16 protein-coding genes are annotated in these 15,072 nt (G+C 71.2%); 10 read left to right on the top strand and 6 right to left on the bottom strand.

Features of this window, described 5'->3' with window-relative positions; translation table 11 throughout:
• Nucleotides 1-55 precede the first annotated feature (55 nt).
• Nucleotides 56-1,087: a 4-hydroxy-3-methylbut-2-enyl diphosphate reductase gene (locus OIU81_RS12515; RefSeq protein ID WP_329146843.1), complete on the bottom strand. Its 1,032-nt coding sequence runs from the start codon at nt 1,085-1,087 to the stop codon at nt 56-58.
• Nucleotides 1,088-1,172: 85 nt separating this feature from the next.
• On the opposite strand from OIU81_RS12515, the gene OIU81_RS12520 reads away from it, so the two are divergent.
• The 4 genes from OIU81_RS12520 to OIU81_RS12535 all read left to right on the top strand — a co-directional run bounded on the left by OIU81_RS12520 (nt 1,173) and on the right by OIU81_RS12535 (nt 5,162).
• Nucleotides 1,173-2,690, top strand: coding sequence for an APC family permease (locus tag OIU81_RS12520; RefSeq protein ID WP_329146845.1), 1,518 nt, complete (start codon nt 1,173-1,175; stop codon nt 2,688-2,690).
• Nucleotides 2,691-2,787: 97 nt separating this feature from the next.
• Nucleotides 2,788-4,023 carry an exodeoxyribonuclease VII large subunit gene (gene xseA / locus OIU81_RS12525; RefSeq protein WP_329146846.1) on the top strand — a complete coding sequence of 412 codons (1,236 nt, stop codon included), beginning with the start codon at nt 2,788-2,790 and terminating at the stop codon, nt 4,021-4,023.
• A 29-nt stretch (nt 4,024-4,052) separates the two neighbouring features.
• Entirely contained in the window at nt 4,053-4,361 is a 309-nt protein-coding gene (locus OIU81_RS12530) for an exodeoxyribonuclease VII small subunit (RefSeq protein ID WP_329146847.1), read from the top strand.
• Between the two features lie 207 nt (nt 4,362-4,568).
• The gene (locus OIU81_RS12535) at nt 4,569-5,162 is read left to right on the top strand and encodes a malonic semialdehyde reductase (RefSeq protein WP_329146849.1); all 594 of its coding nucleotides are present in this window, start codon (nt 4,569-4,571) and stop codon (nt 5,160-5,162) included.
• A 157-nt stretch (nt 5,163-5,319) separates the two neighbouring features.
• On the opposite strand, the gene OIU81_RS12540 is transcribed toward OIU81_RS12535, so the two are convergent.
• Entirely contained in the window at nt 5,320-5,856 is a 537-nt protein-coding gene (locus tag OIU81_RS12540) for a DUF4245 domain-containing protein (protein WP_329155082.1), read from the bottom strand.
• 226 nt (nt 5,857-6,082) lie between these two features.
• Between OIU81_RS12540 and glpX the strand changes: the two genes are divergently transcribed.
• Complete coding sequence (gene glpX / locus OIU81_RS12545; RefSeq protein WP_329146850.1) at nt 6,083-7,114, top strand: class II fructose-bisphosphatase; 1,032 nt, start codon at nt 6,083-6,085, stop codon at nt 7,112-7,114.
• Between the two features lie 121 nt (nt 7,115-7,235).
• Here the strand turns inward: glpX and OIU81_RS12550 are convergent, their stop codons facing one another.
• Entirely contained in the window at nt 7,236-7,595 is a 360-nt protein-coding gene (locus OIU81_RS12550; protein ID WP_189097312.1) for a WhiB family transcriptional regulator, read from the bottom strand.
• A gap of 238 nt (nt 7,596-7,833) precedes the next feature.
• The gene (locus OIU81_RS12555; RefSeq protein ID WP_443073976.1) at nt 7,834-8,706 is read right to left on the bottom strand and encodes a DUF1707 SHOCT-like domain-containing protein; all 873 of its coding nucleotides are present in this window, start codon (nt 8,704-8,706) and stop codon (nt 7,834-7,836) included.
• A gap of 245 nt (nt 8,707-8,951) precedes the next feature.
• Between OIU81_RS12555 and OIU81_RS12560 the strand changes: the two genes are divergently transcribed.
• Nucleotides 8,952-10,625, top strand: a complete 1,674-nt coding sequence (locus OIU81_RS12560; protein ID WP_329146854.1) for a fumarate hydratase — start codon at nt 8,952-8,954, stop codon at nt 10,623-10,625.
• Nucleotides 10,626-10,937: 312 nt separating this feature from the next.
• Here the strand turns inward: OIU81_RS12560 and OIU81_RS12565 are convergent, their stop codons facing one another.
• Both OIU81_RS12565 and OIU81_RS12570 read right to left on the bottom strand, forming a co-directional pair.
• Complete coding sequence (locus tag OIU81_RS12565) at nt 10,938-11,138, bottom strand: hypothetical protein (protein ID WP_329146856.1); 201 nt, start codon at nt 11,136-11,138, stop codon at nt 10,938-10,940.
• Nucleotides 11,135-11,410 carry a hypothetical protein gene (locus tag OIU81_RS12570; RefSeq protein ID WP_329146858.1) on the bottom strand — a complete coding sequence of 92 codons (276 nt, stop codon included), beginning with the start codon at nt 11,408-11,410 and terminating at the stop codon, nt 11,135-11,137. The genes OIU81_RS12565 and OIU81_RS12570 overlap by 4 nt, the downstream gene beginning before the upstream one ends.
• A gap of 160 nt (nt 11,411-11,570) precedes the next feature.
• On the opposite strand from OIU81_RS12570, the gene OIU81_RS12575 reads away from it, so the two are divergent.
• The 4 genes from OIU81_RS12575 to fomD all read left to right on the top strand — a co-directional run bounded on the left by OIU81_RS12575 (nt 11,571) and on the right by fomD (nt 14,900).
• Complete coding sequence (locus OIU81_RS12575; RefSeq protein ID WP_329146860.1) at nt 11,571-12,422, top strand: helix-turn-helix domain-containing protein; 852 nt, start codon at nt 11,571-11,573, stop codon at nt 12,420-12,422.
• Nucleotides 12,401-12,616 (top strand): DUF397 domain-containing protein, encoded by a 216-nt coding sequence (locus OIU81_RS12580; protein ID WP_329146862.1) that lies wholly within the window; start codon nt 12,401-12,403, stop codon nt 12,614-12,616. The genes OIU81_RS12575 and OIU81_RS12580 overlap by 22 nt, the downstream gene beginning before the upstream one ends.
• A gap of 51 nt (nt 12,617-12,667) precedes the next feature.
• The gene (locus OIU81_RS12585; protein WP_329146864.1) at nt 12,668-14,089 is read left to right on the top strand and encodes a class II fumarate hydratase; all 1,422 of its coding nucleotides are present in this window, start codon (nt 12,668-12,670) and stop codon (nt 14,087-14,089) included.
• Nucleotides 14,090-14,168: 79 nt separating this feature from the next.
• A complete protein-coding gene (gene fomD / locus OIU81_RS12590) occupies nt 14,169-14,900 on the top strand; it encodes a cytidylyl-2-hydroxypropylphosphonate hydrolase (protein WP_329146865.1) in 732 nt (243 codons plus the stop codon).
• The last annotated feature ends 172 nt before the right edge of the window (nt 14,901-15,072 follow it).

Consider the following 15,072-nt stretch of genomic DNA (forward strand, 5'->3'; position numbering starts at 1 on the left):
CGCGCCCCCGGGATGGGCACACGCCCGTCCCGGGAACACAGCGGGGAGGGCCGGGTCAGCCCTCGGTGGCGGCCTTCGCCTCGGCGCGCAGGTCGCGGCGGAGCTCCTTGGGCAGCGAGAAGGCGATGGACTCCTCGGCGGCGGTGAGGGTCTCGACGTCCTCGTAGCCGCGCTCGGCGAGCCAGTCCAGGACGCCGTGGACGAGGATCTCGGGGACGGAGGCACCGGAGGTGACGCCGACCGTGCCGACGCCCTCCAGCCAGGCCTCGTCGATCTCCTCGGCGCTGTCGACGAGGTGGGAGGCGCTCGCGCCCGCGCCCAGCGCCACCTCGACGAGGCGCACGGAGTTCGAGGAGTTCTTGGAGCCGACGACGATGACGAGATCGGCCTCGGCACCCATCTGCTTCACCGCGGTCTGGCGGTTCTGGGTGGCGTAGCAGATGTCGTCGCTGGGCGGCGAGAGGAGGTTGGGGTAGCGGCCCTTGAGGGCGTCCACGGTCTCCATGGTCTCGTCGACCGAGAGGGTGGTCTGGGAGAGCCAGACGACCCGGTCCGGGTCGCGGACCTCGACGTTGGCGACGTCCTCGGGGCCGTCGACCAGGGTGATGTGGTCGGGGGCCTCACCGCTGGTGCCGATGACCTCTTCGTGGCCCTCGTGGCCGATCAGGAGGATGTCGTAGTCCTCCTTGGCGTAGCGGACGGCCTCCTTGTGGACCTTGGTGACGAGGGGGCAGGTGGCGTCGATGGTGGCGAGCTTGCCGCGCTCGGCCTCGTCGTGGACGACGGGCGCCACGCCGTGGGCGGAGAAGATGACGATGTTGCCCTCGGGCACCTCTTCGGTCTCTTCGACGAAGATCGCGCCCTTCTTCTCGAGGGTCTTGACGACGTACTTGTTGTGCACGATCTCGTGGCGTACGTAGACGGGGGCGCCGTACTGCTCCAGGGCCTTCTCCACGGCGATCACGGCGCGGTCCACGCCCGCGCAGTAGCCACGGGGGGCGGCGAGCAGGACCTTGCGCCGGCCGCTGCGGGGCGATGCGTCGTCGCCCGGGGTGGTGGTGGGCGTCGGGCGGGGCGAGGAAGTCATGCGTCCCATCGTAAGGGCGTGCCACCGCCCCGGAAGATCGCGCCGTGGCCGCAGACTGAGTGCGGAAGGCGGGCGAGGAGGCACGATGCCGGGCAGGGACGGTGGCGGGGCGGGCGAAGACACAGGCCCTGCCGCGCGGGGAGCCGGCGGATGCGACGGCGAGGGCGCGCTGCGGCGGACGCTGACGTCCCGGGATCTGATCGTCTACGGGCTGCTGTTCATCGCCCCGATGGCGCCGGTCGGGATCTTCGGCACCCTCCAGGCCACCTCGCACGGCGCGGTGACGGCCGTCTACGTCGTCGCGACGGCCGCGATGGGGTTCACCGCGTACTCGTACGCCCAGATGGTGCGGGTCACCCCGCTGGCCGGGTCGGTCTACGCGTACGCCCGGGCGGGGCTGAACGAGAGCGCCGGGTTCCTCGCCGGGTGGATGGCGCTGCTGGACTATCTGCTGGTCCCGGCGGTGGCGTATCTGTTCTCCGGGATCGCGCTGCATGCGCTGGTGCCGTCCGTGCACGCGTGGGTGTGGACGGCGCTGGCGGTGGCCGTGACGACGCTGCTGAACCTGTGGGGGGTGCGGACCGCGGCCCGGGTCGGCTTCGCGGTGCTGGCGATGGAGATCGTGGTGCTCGGGGTGTTCGTGGTGGCGGCGGTCGTCGAGCTGCTGGCCCACGGGGCGCGGCGGGGCTGGGCCGAGCCGCTGACCGGCGCGGGCGGCTTCGCGGCCGGTGCGGTGCTGTCCGCGGTGTCGGTGGCGGTGCTCTCCTATCTGGGCTTCGACGCGATCGCCTCGTTCGCGGAGGAGGCCGCGGGGCGGTCGGCGGGCGGGGCCACCGGGGAGAGCGGGGACACCGGGGAGGGCAGCCGGGGGCACGGTGGGCCGGAGCGGGTGGCGCGAGCGGTGCTCACGTGTCTGGTGGTGGCCGGGGTGCTGTTCGCGGTGCAGACGTATCTGGCGGCGCTGCTGATGCCGATGAGCGCGGCGGAGCTGGCGGCGCGTCCGGCGGAGCAGGGCAACGCCTTCTACGCGACGGTCGACGCGACGCTGGGCCGCCCGCTGCACAACCTGGTGGCGGCGAGCAAGGCGATCGGTGCGGCGTTCGCGGCGCTGGCGGGGCAGGCGGCGGCCGGGCGGCTGCTGTTCGCGATGGCCCGGGACCGGCGGATGCCGGCGGCGATGGCGAAGGTGGCCGCGGGCAGCGGGGTGCCGCGCCGGGCGCTGCTGGGTGCGGCCCTGGTGACGCTGGTGGCGGCGGTGGGGGCGGCGCGCAGGGACGACGGGCTGGCCCTGCTGTCGTCGATCGTGAGCGTGGGGGCGCTGACCGCGTTCGGGCTGCTGCACGCGTCGGTGATCGGCTGGTTCCGCTTCCGGTCCCGCGAACGGGCCGGGCTGCCGGGCGTGCTGCGGCACGTGGTGGCGCCGTCGCTGGGCCTGGCGGTGGTGGCCGCGGTCCTCGTCAAGGCGTCCGGGACCGCGCAGATCGTCGGCGGCTGCTGGCTGGTGGTGGGGGCGGTGGTGCTGGCGGTGCAGCACCACCGGGGCGGGCGCGGGCGGGTGGGGAACGGCGCCGGGCGGGCGGGGAACGGCGCCGGGCGGGGCTGAGCGCACGGGCCGGGCCGGGGCGGCCGGCGGGCTCCCGGCCCGGCCACTCCCCGCGCGGCCACGGCCACTGTCGGTGGCCGCCGCTACTCTCGCTCGTATGGCTGTTTCCACGTCCCCCGAAACGCCGATCCCGGTCGGCGAGGTGTCCCGGCTCATCGGCGGTTGGATCGACCGGCTCGGCGCGGTATGGGTCGAGGGGCAGATCACCCAGCTCTCCCGGCGGCCCGGCGCGGGTGTCGTCTTCCTGACGCTGCGCGACCCGTCGTACGACATCTCGGTGAGCGTGACGTGCTACCGCCAGGTCTTCGACAAGGTCGCCGACGTGGTGAGCGAGGGCGCCCGGGTGGTGGTGCACGCCAAACCGGAGTGGTACGCCCCGCGCGGCCAGCTGTCGCTGCGGGCCGCCGAGATCAAACCGGTCGGGGTCGGCGAACTCCTCGCCCGGCTGGAGCAGTTGAAGAAGTCGCTGGCGGCGGAGGGGCTGTTCGCGGCGGACCGCAAGAAGCCGCTGCCGTTCCTTCCGCAGCTGATCGGCCTGGTCTGTGGCCGGGCGAGCGCGGCGGAGCGGGACGTCCTGGAGAACGCCCGGCACCGCTGGCCGGCCGTCCGCTTCGCGGTGCGCAACGTCCCCGTGCAGGGGGTCCATGCCGTCCCCCAGGTGATCGGCGCGGTCCAGGAGCTGGACGCGCTGCCCGAGGTGGACGTGATCATCGTGGCGCGCGGCGGCGGCAGCGTGGAGGATCTGCTGCCGTTCTCCGACGAGCAGCTCATCCGGGCGGTGGGCGCGGCCGTGACCCCCGTCGTCTCGGCGATCGGCCATGAGCCGGACACCCCGCTGCTCGATCTGGTCGCCGATCTGCGCGCCTCGACACCGACCGACGCGGCGAAGAAGGTCGTGCCCGACGTGGGCGAGGAGCTGGCCCGGATCGGGCAGCTGCGGGAGCGGGCGTGGCGCGCGATCGACGGCTTCGTCCAGCGCGAGGAGCGCGGGCTGCACGCCGCGCTGCAGCGGCCGTGCATACAGCGGCCGCAGCGCATGGTCGAGGACCGCGAGGAGCAGGTCACGGCGCTGCTGGAGCGCGGCCGGCGAACCCTGGGGCATCTGCTGGACCGCGCCGACTCCGAGCTGACGCACACCCTGGCCCGGGTGGTCGCGCTCTCCCCGAAGGCGACACTGGAGCGCGGCTACGCGGTCCTCCAGAAGCCGGACGGGTCGGCGGTGCGCAGCCCCGGCGACGTGGGCGCGGACGAGGAACTGCGGGCCCGGGTGGCCGAGGGCGCGTTCCGGGTGCGGGTGACCGGCACCCCGGGCGCCGACGCACCCCCCGCATAGGACGACGACGGACTCTTAGGGTGGGACACATGGCGAAGGCGAAGACGGACGGCGCGGCGGACGCGGAGCAGGGCGCGGCGGCCGGGGCGGGGCCCGGCGCGACGACCGCGGTGGAAGCGGTGGACTCCACGCTCGGCTACGAGCAGGCGCGGGACGAACTGATCGAGGTCGTCCGCAGCCTGGAAGCGGGCGGCACGACGCTGGAGGAGTCGCTCGCGCTGTGGGAGCGCGGCGAGGCGCTGGCAAAGGTCTGCCGCCGCTGGCTGGACGGCGCCCGGGCGCGGCTGGACGCGGCGCTGGCGGAGTCCCCGGACGAGGCGGAGGCGGGGCGCGCCTGACCGCGGCGCGAAGCCGGCCCTCCCCCGGCCCCCTCACCGGCAAGCAGCCGGCACCCCCTGTGAACCACCTCACAATGGCCGGGATTTAGTTGAATCTTAATCTATCCGGATTACAGTAAATGCGATAGAAACCCCGCAGTGGGTGCAGCGACCGTAGGGTCCGTTGCGCCACTGACCGTTGACCACGCTGACCACCGAGGTGCCCTTATGTCTCTCGCCCTTGACGCCGCCGCGCAGGACCTCCTCTTCCGCGAGGCCCAGACCGCCAACACGTTCACGGACGAGCCGGTGACGGACGAGCAGGTCCAGGCCGTCTACGACCTGGTGAAGTTCGGCCCGACCGCCTTCAACCAGTCGCCGCTGCGGATCACCCTGGTCCGTTCCCAGGAGGCCCGTCAGCGCCTGGTCACGCACGCCATGGGCGCCAACGGCCCGAAGACCCTCAGCGCGCCGCTGACCGCGATCCTCTCCGTGGACCTGGAGTTCCACGAGAAGCTGCCGCACCTCTTCCCGCACGCCCCGGGCATCAAGGACGCGTTCTTCTCCGAGGCCACGTCCCGCGAGGCCGCCGGCACCCAGAACGCCACCCTCCAGGCCGGCTACTTCATCATCGGCGTCCGCGCCGCCGGTCTGGCCGCCGGCCCGATGACCGGCTTCGACTTCACGGGCATCGACAAGGAGTTCTTCGGCGACGGCAAGCAGAAGTCGTTCCTCGTGATCAACATCGGCAAGCCGGGCGCCGAGGCCTTCTTCCCGCGCTCGCCGCGGCTCACCTTCGACGAGGCCGTCACCGCCGTCTGAGCACCGCCGGGGCCCCACCGGGATCCCTCGTGACGAGGAGGCCGCCGCACCCCTTCCGGGTGCGGCGGCCTCCTCGTTCGCCCGGCCACCGGCGATTTCCCGCCGGTCAGGCCATGCGTTCACGTCATTCGCGGGCCACAGCCGCGCGGGCCGGGGCTCAGCCCTTCTTCGCCACCAGCGCGGCGGCCAGGTCGGCGAGCCGCCCGTACGGCGCGGTGCCCGTGACGACCGTGGTCACCCCGGGCTCCTCGCGGACCAGCGCCCGGTACTTGTCGCCCTGGTAGCGGTCCCACTTCTTGCTGCCGACGGCCTGCTTGCCCTCGGCCTTGGTCGCGCCGAGCGTGACGTCCTTGATGAACTTGCGCGGCGCCGCGTCGCTCTGCTCGACGGACGCGTACTGCTGCTCCGGGTCGAGCATGCCCAGATGCCAGGCGCCGCCCTTGCCGTCCTCGCTCGCGCGGTAGGACACGGAGGTGGCGCGCCAGGTCTTGGGCAGCCCCTGGGGTGCGGCGACCGGGTACGGTGCCGCCCGCCGGGCCGTGATCAGCTCCACGCGGTAGTCGACCGCCTTGACCGCGGTGCGCTCCGCGTCGGCGCTCTCGTCGTGCGGGATGAAGACGTAGATCACCCCGACGAGAATGCCGATCACCGCCAGTGACAGGACCATGTCCCGCACCGTCTGCCTGCCTCGCATACCTGCCACGCCCCTATGGTCCCCCATCCCCGGGGCGGCTCCGACACACCCCCCGGCAAAGCCCGCCACCTGCGCAATCGCCCTGGTTCCCGGCACCCGGGCGGCCGCTCATGCGTAGGGCCCTCTGCTCATTTTGGCGGCCGGAAGATACTGTGAGCCTCTGGGGGAAACCCCCGCACCGCCGCCCACCTCCTTCACGGCCGTCGCCGTACAGAAAGGTCGCTCGATGACCGAGCATCATCTCCCGTCCCCACTCGAGGTCAGCCCCGAGGCCCCGGACCGCAACCTCGCCCTGGAACTCGTCCGGGTCACCGAGGCCGGTGCCATGGCATCGGGCCGCTGGGTGGGACGAGGTGACAAGAACGGCGCGGACGGCGCGGCGGTGAAGGCCATGCGCGCCCTGATCCACACGGTCTCGATGAACGGCGTCGTGGTCATCGGCGAGGGCGAGAAGGACAACGCCCCGATGCTCTACAACGGCGAGCGCGTGGGCGACGGGACCGGCGCGGAGTGCGACGTGGCCGTGGACCCGGTGGACGGGACGACGCTGACCGCCAAGGGCATGGCGAACGCCGTGTCCGTGATGGCGGTGGCCGAGCGCGGCTCGATGTTCGACCCGTCCGCGGTCTTCTACATGGACAAGATCGCCACGGGCCCGGAGGCGGCGGACTTCGTCGACATCACGGCGCCGGTGGCGGTGAACATCAAGCGGATCGCGAAGGCGAAGAAGTCCTCGGTCGAGGACGTCACCGTGGTCATCCTGGACCGGCCCCGCCACGAGGGCCTGGTCAAGGAGGTCCGGGAGGCCGGGGCCCGGATCAAGTTCATCGCCGACGGCGATGTCGCCGGCGCGATCATGGCAGCCCGTGAGGGCACCGGCGTCGACCTGCTGCTGGGCATCGGCGGTACGCCCGAGGGCATCATCGCGGCCTGCGCGCTGAAGTGCCTGGGCGGCGCCTTCCAGGGCAAGCTGTGGCCCAAGGACGACGAGGAGCGGCAGCGCGCGCTGGACGCCGGGCACGACCTGGACAAGGTGCTGGAGATCAACGACCTGGTCCGCGGCGACAACGTCTTCTTCGTCGCCACCGGCATCACCGACGGCGAACTGCTGCGCGGGGTGCGCTACCGCGCCGAGAACGCCTACACCCAGTCCCTGGTGATGCGGTCGAAGTCCGGCACCATCCGCCAGATCGACTCCCAGCACCGGCTGTCCAAGCTGCGTGCCTACAGCTCGGTGGACTTCGAGCGCCCCAGCTAGCGGCGACCCGGCGGGCCCCCGCCGGTGCGCACACCTCGCCCCCGCCGGAGAGTCTCCGGCGGGGGCGAGGTAGTCCGGACGCCCGATGGCGTCCGACGAGCCGAAGCCGATGTCGCGGTGGTCAGCCTGCCGCGGGCATAGGAGCCGCACGCGGGAGTTCGGCCTCCCGGCGCCGGCGCCGGGTGAGCACGACCCGGCGCTCGGCCGCGGTCAGTCCGCCCCAGACGCCGTACGGCTCGGGCTGGAGCAGTGCGTGCTCCCGGCACTCGACCATCACCGGACAGCGGGCGCACACCCGCTTGGCGGCCTCCTCCCTGGCCAGCCGCGCGGCGGTCGGCTCCTTCGACGGAGCGAAGAACAACCCGGCCTCGTCCCGCCGGCACACCGCCTCCGCATGCCAGGGGCCGGCCTCGTCACGATCAGGCACTTGCGGGGGCGGAACGACAGCGGCATCCTGCAGAGTCTGATGCGGTAGCAGCACGGTCTACTCCTGACGACGGCTTCGGCGAGAGATCACCCTTGCCCGTCTCGCTGCGCACGGCCTTTTCGCACCCCGCAGCCGCACGAGAGACGATGCACCAGCCCTACCCGCTGTGCGCACGCTTATGCACACCGTGGCGATCGTGCGACTACAAGAAAACCGCCGCTGACGGCCTTTCCCGCGCGGGCAGTTGGCCCATGGCCCGGGGAAACCGGCTCCGCCCCGGGGCACGCACCGGTCACCCGCGGAAGCGGTCCCGGTGTTCGCGGCGTGCGGAGCGCAGCTGCTCGTGCATGTCCTGCCGCTCCTTGTACAGGTGCTCGTGGCGCTCGCGGTGCTCCTCGCGCAGCTGCTGCCGCAGTTCGCGGCGGCCCTCGCGCAGCCGGTCGCGCAGATCGCGGATCCAGGCGCCCCGCTTGGGCCGGGCGTCCACACTGCCCAGCACGGCAAGGCCGTTGACCAGGACCTGCGGGGCGTCGGGGTCCTCCGCGTCGTTGGTCTGGACCTCGAAACTGCCCAGCACGCCGGAGCCGTTGCTGCGCAGCGTGATGTTCTCCGGCACCCGGATGTCCACGCTGCCGAAGATCGATGTGGCGTTGATCCGGACCTGCTGCTGCGGGAAGACCGCCTCGGTCAGATCGATCTCGACGGAGCCGAACAACGCGAAGGCGTTGATCCGCGCGGGAGCCTGCCAGCGGCCCTTGCGGACCGAGGCGCTGAAGATCGCGACGAGAGTCTGGTCCGGCACCGGGGCGCCGGGTCCGTGGGCATAACCGCCGGAGTCCGGCTGCGGACGGCTGCCGCCCGCCGCGGGCAGATCCCGCAGGACGGGCTCCAGTTCGCCCATGGTCTTGGCGCGGTAGACCGTGTCGATCCGCTCGGCGTGCTCCTCCGGGTCCAGCCGGCCCTCCGCGAGCGCCTCGCGGAGGATCTCGGCGACCCGGTCGCGGTCCGCGTCGGACGCCCGGAGGTCGCCCTCGGCCACCGCGGCGGGTGCCTGCTTGGTCAGCTTGGTCAGTTTCACCGGCTGCCCGTCCGGCCGCCGGTCCTGCTTCTGTAGCGGTCCGGGCGGGGTCTGTGGGCCCGGTTGTCCCCCGTGGTCTGCGTTCACCGCCCCAGCGTACCGAAACGCGATAGATCGCGACCAGGGTATGTCGCATGATCAATGACGAATCAGGCCACGGTCAGCCGCGGGGAGGGCCGCGGCGGGCCGCGGGACCCGTTCCGGTGGCCGGCCGGAGCCGCGCACACCTACTGAGCCTTACCTCACAGCCGTGCCGGGCCGCCAGGGTTCTACGCTGTTCAAGCGCTGCCGTAGATGCCAGCCGGACCTCTCCGAGTAAGGAATGACCTTCAATGCCGGAATTCGCCTACACCGACCTTCTCCCCGTAGGTGAGGACACCACCCCGTACCGCCTCGTCACCGCGGAGGGCGTGAGCACCTTCGAGGCCGACGGCCGGACGTTCCTCAAGGTCGAGCCGGAGGCGCTGCGCAAGCTGGCCGCCGAGGCGATGCACGACATTTCGCACTATCTGCGCCCGGCCCACCTCGCCCAGCTCCGCACGATCCTGGACGACCCCGAGGCCAGCGCCAACGACCGCTTCGTCGCGCTCGACCTGCTGAAGAACGCCAACATCGCCGCCGCGGGCGTGCTGCCCATGTGCCAGGACACCGGCACCGCCATCGTGATGGGCAAGCGCGGCCAGCAGGTCCTGACCCACGGCGGCGACGAGGAGGCCCTCTCCCGCGGCATCTACGACGCCTACACCCAGCTGAACCTGCGGTACTCGCAGATGGCCCCGCTGACGATGTGGGACGAGAAGAACACCGGCTCCAACCTCCCGGCGCAGATCGAGCTGTACGCGACCGACGGCGGCGCCTACAAGTTCCTCTTCATGGCCAAGGGCGGCGGCAGCGCCAACAAGTCCTTCCTCTTCCAGGAGACCAAGGCGGTCCTCAACGAGGCCTCCATGATGAAGTTCCTGGAGCAGAAGATCCGTTCGCTGGGCACCGCGGCCTGCCCGCCGTACCACCTCGCGATCGTCGTCGGCGGCACCTCGGCCGAGTACGCGATGAAGACCGCCAAGTACGCCTCCGCGCACTACCTCGACGAGCTGCCCGCCGAGGGCTCGCCCACCGGCCACGGCTTCCGCGACAAGGAGCTGGAGAGCAAGGTCTTCGAGCTGACGCAGAAGATCGGCATCGGCGCCCAGTTCGGCGGCAAGTACTTCTGCCACGACGTCCGCGTGGTCCGCCTCCCCCGCCACGGCGCGTCCTGCCCGGTCGCCATCGCGGTGTCCTGCTCCGCCGACCGCCAGGCCGTCGCGAAGATCACCGCCGAGGGCGTCTTCCTGGAGCAGCTGGAGACCGACCCGGCGCGCTTCCTGCCGGAGACGACGCACGAGGAGCTGACCGAGGGCGCGGGTCCCGACCTCGACGCGGTCGCGATCGACCTCAACCGCCCGATGGACGAGGTCCTCGCCGAGCTGACCAGGCACCCCGTCAAGACCCGTCTGTCCCTCACCGGCACCCTGGTCGTCGCCCGCGACATCGCCCACGCGAAGATCAAGGAACGCCTGGACGCCGGCGAGGGGATGCCGGAGTACCTCAAGAACCACCCCGTCTACTACGCGGGCCCGGCGAAGACCCCCGAGGGCTACGCCTCCGGCTCCTTCGGCCCGACCACGGCCGGCCGGATGGACGCCTACGTCGAGCAGTTCCAGGCGGCCGGCGGCTCCAAGGTGATGCTGGCCAAGGGCAACCGCTCCCAGCAGGTCACCGACGCCTGCCACGCGCACGGCGGCTTCTACCTCGGCTCCATCGGCGGCCCGGCCGCCCGGCTCGCCCAGGACTGCATCAAGAAGGTCGAGGTCCTGGAGTACGAGGAGCTGGGCATGGAAGCGGTCTGGAAGATCGAGGTCGAGAACTTCCCGGCCTTCATCGTCGTCGACGACAAGGGCAACGACTTCTTCCAGGACCCGGCCCCGGCTCCCACGTTCACCAGCATCCCGGTCCGCCCGGGAAGCTGACCTGCCCGCAGGACCCTGCAGAGCCCCTGGCGTTTCGCCGGGGGCTCTGTTGCTGCCTCCCGGCGAGACGTCCCGCGGGATAGAGCGCGAGCCTGGTCAACGGCCTCCCCGTCCCCGGCCAGACCATCACCTTCAGCACCGGCAGCCACGTCCTGGGCACCGCCACCACCGACGCCCAGGGAACCGCCCGGCTGAACGAGACCCTCACCCTGACGCTGATCCTCCTCAACGGCGGCTACGACGCCAAGTTCGCCGGCACGGGCACCCTGCTGCCCTCGTCCGCCCACGCGGGAGTCATCGAGCCCTGACCCTTCAGCGGCAGTCACGGTGGCGCGGACATGCGCAGGGCGGCCAAGCCTGCGAGAGCCCGAAGATGTCCCACCTGTCCCCCGCCAGGACGTACAGCGGCACCCGCTCCTCCGTCACGGCTCCGTCCCGGGTGGTCCGGTAGACCCGCATCGTCATCAGCGATTTCCGGGGCGGCTGGCCCGGCGGCGTGGATGCGGCACTCACCAGACCACCTCGGCGGGCTGCGGGCGGCGCTCGTACGCGGCGTAGTACGGGCGGACCAGGGGCGAGCGGTCGCCGTCCACCCTTGGTTCGGGGGGCCTGCGGCGGTGCGCCCGCCCTGGCAGCGGTGGCGGGTTCCATGGCCGTACGAGGACCGTGCGGACCGTCACCGGGCAGTGGCGTGCCGAGGAGGCGACGGCCCGGTGCCGCCCCGACGCCTGCGGAATGAGTAAAGCCCGCACCCGGGCGAGGCAACGGGCAATAAGCTCCACCATGTTGACGCTCCTTGTGGATTAAGCGTTGGCCATGCCCCGGGGCCGTTGTGGCGGTCGCCGGGGTAATTACCTTCTGTGCCCTCATGGTTGCTCTGAGCTGGCTACGATCAACAGAGGGTTGCTGTCCCGGATCACGTTCGGGACAGGGAGGGACAGGCCAATGACCTTCGAGGCGCGAGAACTCACCCCGGATCGCTCCGTACGTGACCTCTTCGGCGCAGAGCTGCGCCGCCACCGACAGAGGGCAGGGATGTCACTGAGACGTCTTTCAGAGGTGGTGAACTACAGCAAGTCCCAACTCGCCCGCATCGAGGCGGCCGAGTCACTGCCGTACGACGACCTGCCAGCGAAGCTGGACGTGTGCTTCGGCACCGGCGAACTCTTCGCCCGATTGCATACCCTCGCGAAGAAGGAGCCCTTCCCGGGCAAATACCGCCGTGTCATCAGCGAGATCGAGAGCAGGGCCGCGGTCATTGAGGAGTACGCGTGCGCCACCATCCCTGGTCTTCTCCAGACCCGGGAGCTTGCCGAGGAGTCATTGCGCTTCGGAAACCCCTACGCCTCGGACACCGAGGTGGAAGACCTGGTGCAGGCCCGAATGGATCGGCAGGCTTTGCTGGAGAGGCCCAAACCGCCACGCTGCTGGTTCATTCTCGACGAAGCGGTGTTACGCCGCCCCGTCGGCGAAGGAAAGGTGATGCGCCAACAGCTGGCATGCCTGATCAAGACGGGGATGAAGCCGCATGTCACCATCCAGGTACTGCCGTTCGCAGCCGGCGGGCACGCCGAGGCCGGCGGCTCGCTCATGCTCTACACGCTGCCCCACCAGGCCCTGACGGCTTATGAAGAAGGCAGCCACTCCGGCACCATCATCGAAAATCAGAGCGACGTGGCAACCCGCCGGCAGAACTACGATCTGCTCAGGGCCATGGCCCTCTCGCCCCGCGACTCCGAGGCGATGATCCGAGTGGCAATGGAGGACTGGACGCCATGCGAGCCGCCCCTGACCTGAGTACTGCCGTCTGGCGCAAGAGCAGCTACAGCAACAACGACGGAGGCGTATGCGTCGAGGTAGCCGACCACATCCCCGGCCTCGTCCCCGTCCGTGACAGCAAGAACCCCCACGGCCCCGCCCTGCTCATCCCCGACCGGGCCTGGACCGCCTTCATATCCGGGCTGAAAGGCGGCCACCCCGCAGCCAGGTGACATCCGGGGGTGCCCGGGAACAGATCGCCGTTCCCGGGCACTGACATAGGTATGAGTGACAACAGCGCATTCGGCGACTCCGACGACTTCCGGACCGAGCACGACTCCATGGGCGAGGTGCGGGTGCCCGCGCACGCCAAGTGGCGGGCGCAGACTCAGCGGGCGGTGGAGAACTTCCCGGTCTCCGGGCAGCGGCTGGAGCGGGCGCACATCGAGGCGCTGGCCCGGATCAAGGGTGCCGCCGCCCTGGTCAACGGCGAGCTGGGCGTCCTGGACAAGGACATCGCCCAGGCCGTCCAGGAGGCGGCCGCGGCCGTCGCCACGGGGCAGTGGGACGACCACTTCCCCGTCGATGTGTTCCAGACCGGGTCCGGGACCTCGTCGAACATGAACACCAACGAGGTCATCGCGACGCTGGCGAGCGAGCGGCTGGGCCGCGAGGTGCACCCGAACGACCACGTCAACGCCAGCCAGTCGTCCAACGATGTCTTCCCGTCCTCGATCCACATCGCGGCGACCTCGGCGGTGCTGAACGACCTGATTCCGGCGCTGGAGCATCTCGCGGAGGCGCTGGAGCGCAAGGCGGAGGAGTTCGCCGAGGTCGTGAAGTCGGGGCGGACGCATCTGATGGACGCCACGCCGGTGACGCTGGGCCAGGAGTTCGGCGGCTACGCGGCCCAGGTGCGGTACGGCGTCGAGCGGCTGCGGGCCTCGCTGCCGCGGCTGGCCGAACTGCCGCTGGGCGGCACGGCGGTGGGCACCGGCATCAACACCCCGCCCGGCTTCCCGGCGGCGGTGATCGCCGAGGTGGCGCGGGTGACGGGGCTGCCGCTGACCGAGGCGCGCGACCACTTCGAGGCGCAGGGGGCGCGCGACGGGATCGTGGAGACCAGCGGGCAGCTGCGGACGATCGGGGTCGGGCTGACGAAGATCGCCAACGATCTGCGGTGGATGGCGTCCGGCCCGCGGACCGGGCTCGCGGAGATCGCGCTGCCGGATCTCCAGCCGGGCTCGTCGATCATGCCGGGAAAGGTCAACCCGGTCGTCCCCGAGGCGGTGTTGATGGTCGCGGCGCAGGTCACCGGCAATGACGCGACGGTGGCGGCGGCCGGGGCGGCCGGCAACTTCGAGCTGAATGTGATGCTGCCGGTGATCGCGAAGAATGTGCTGGAGTCGGTGCGGCTGCTGGCCAATGTCTCGCGGCTGCTCGCGGACCGGACCGTCGACGGCATCACCGCGCACACCGAACGGGCCCGTGAATACGCCGAGTCGTCGCCCTCGGTCGTCACCCCGCTGAACCGGTACCTGGGCTACGAGGAGGCCGCCAAGGTCGCCAAGGCGTCCCTGGCCGAGCGGAAGACCATCCGTCAGGTGGTCCTGGAGGGCGGCTACGTCGAGCGGGGACTGCTGAGCGAGGAACAGCTGGACGAGGCGCTGGACGTCCTGCGGATGACCCGGCCGGCACAGACGTAACGGCACACGTTACCCGTCCGTCACGCAAGGTGCGGCTCAGGTCACGGCGCGCGTCATACGGCGCCTCTAAGATCTGCGCATGACAGCGGACACGGTGGACACGACGGAGGGCGGATGCGGGACGCCCCGGGCGCGGCGGGCGGCGGACGATACGGCGCACGCGCGGCGCTGGGCGCCGGGGGACCACGTCCTGTGGCGTTATCGCGACAACGCCGACGCCGGCCGGTTCCACATCTGCCGTCCGATGACCGTCGTGCAGGACACCGAGGAGCTGCTGGCGGTGTGGATGGCGCCCGGTACCGCGTGCATCAAGCCGGTGCTCGCCGACGGCACCCCGGTGCACCGCGAGCCGCTGTCCACCCGCTACACCAAACCCCGCCGCACCACCCGCGACCAGTGGTTCGGTACCGGCGTGCTGAAGCTGGCCCGGCCCGGCGACCCCTGGTCGGTGTGGCTGTTCTGGGAGCGCGGCTGGCAGTTCAAGAACTGGTACGTCAATCTGGAGGAGCCGCGCCACCGTTGGTCGGGCGGCATTGACTCCGAGGACCACTTCCTCGACATCTGTGTCTATCCCGACCGGCACTGGGAGTGGCGGGACGAGGACGAGTTCACCCAGGCGCAGCGGGACGGGCTGATGACGGACGCTCAGGCCGCCGAGGTCAGATCGGCCGGCCGGGCCGCGATCGCGCAGATCACGGCCTGGCGCGGGCCGTACGCCGACGGCTGGGAGGACTGGCGGCCCGATCCGTCCTGGCGGATTCCGCCGCTCCCCGAGGAGTGGGACCGCGCGCCGGATCGTTTGCGGTCGTAAGGGAGTGAAGTGAAACGACGGGAGTGAAGGGGGCGAACCATGGAAAGGTGCGCCTATGGGCAAAGCTGTTCCACGCGGGGCGCGGAGCGGGGCCGAGCCCCCTTGCTGCGCCCCCGGCCTTCAAACGTAGGATCGTCCTCCGCAAGACTGCACAGGCGCAACTCCAGAACTG

Source organism: Streptomyces sp. NBC_01454, from assembly GCF_036227565.1.
Lineage (GTDB): Bacteria > Actinomycetota > Actinomycetes > Streptomycetales > Streptomycetaceae > Streptomyces.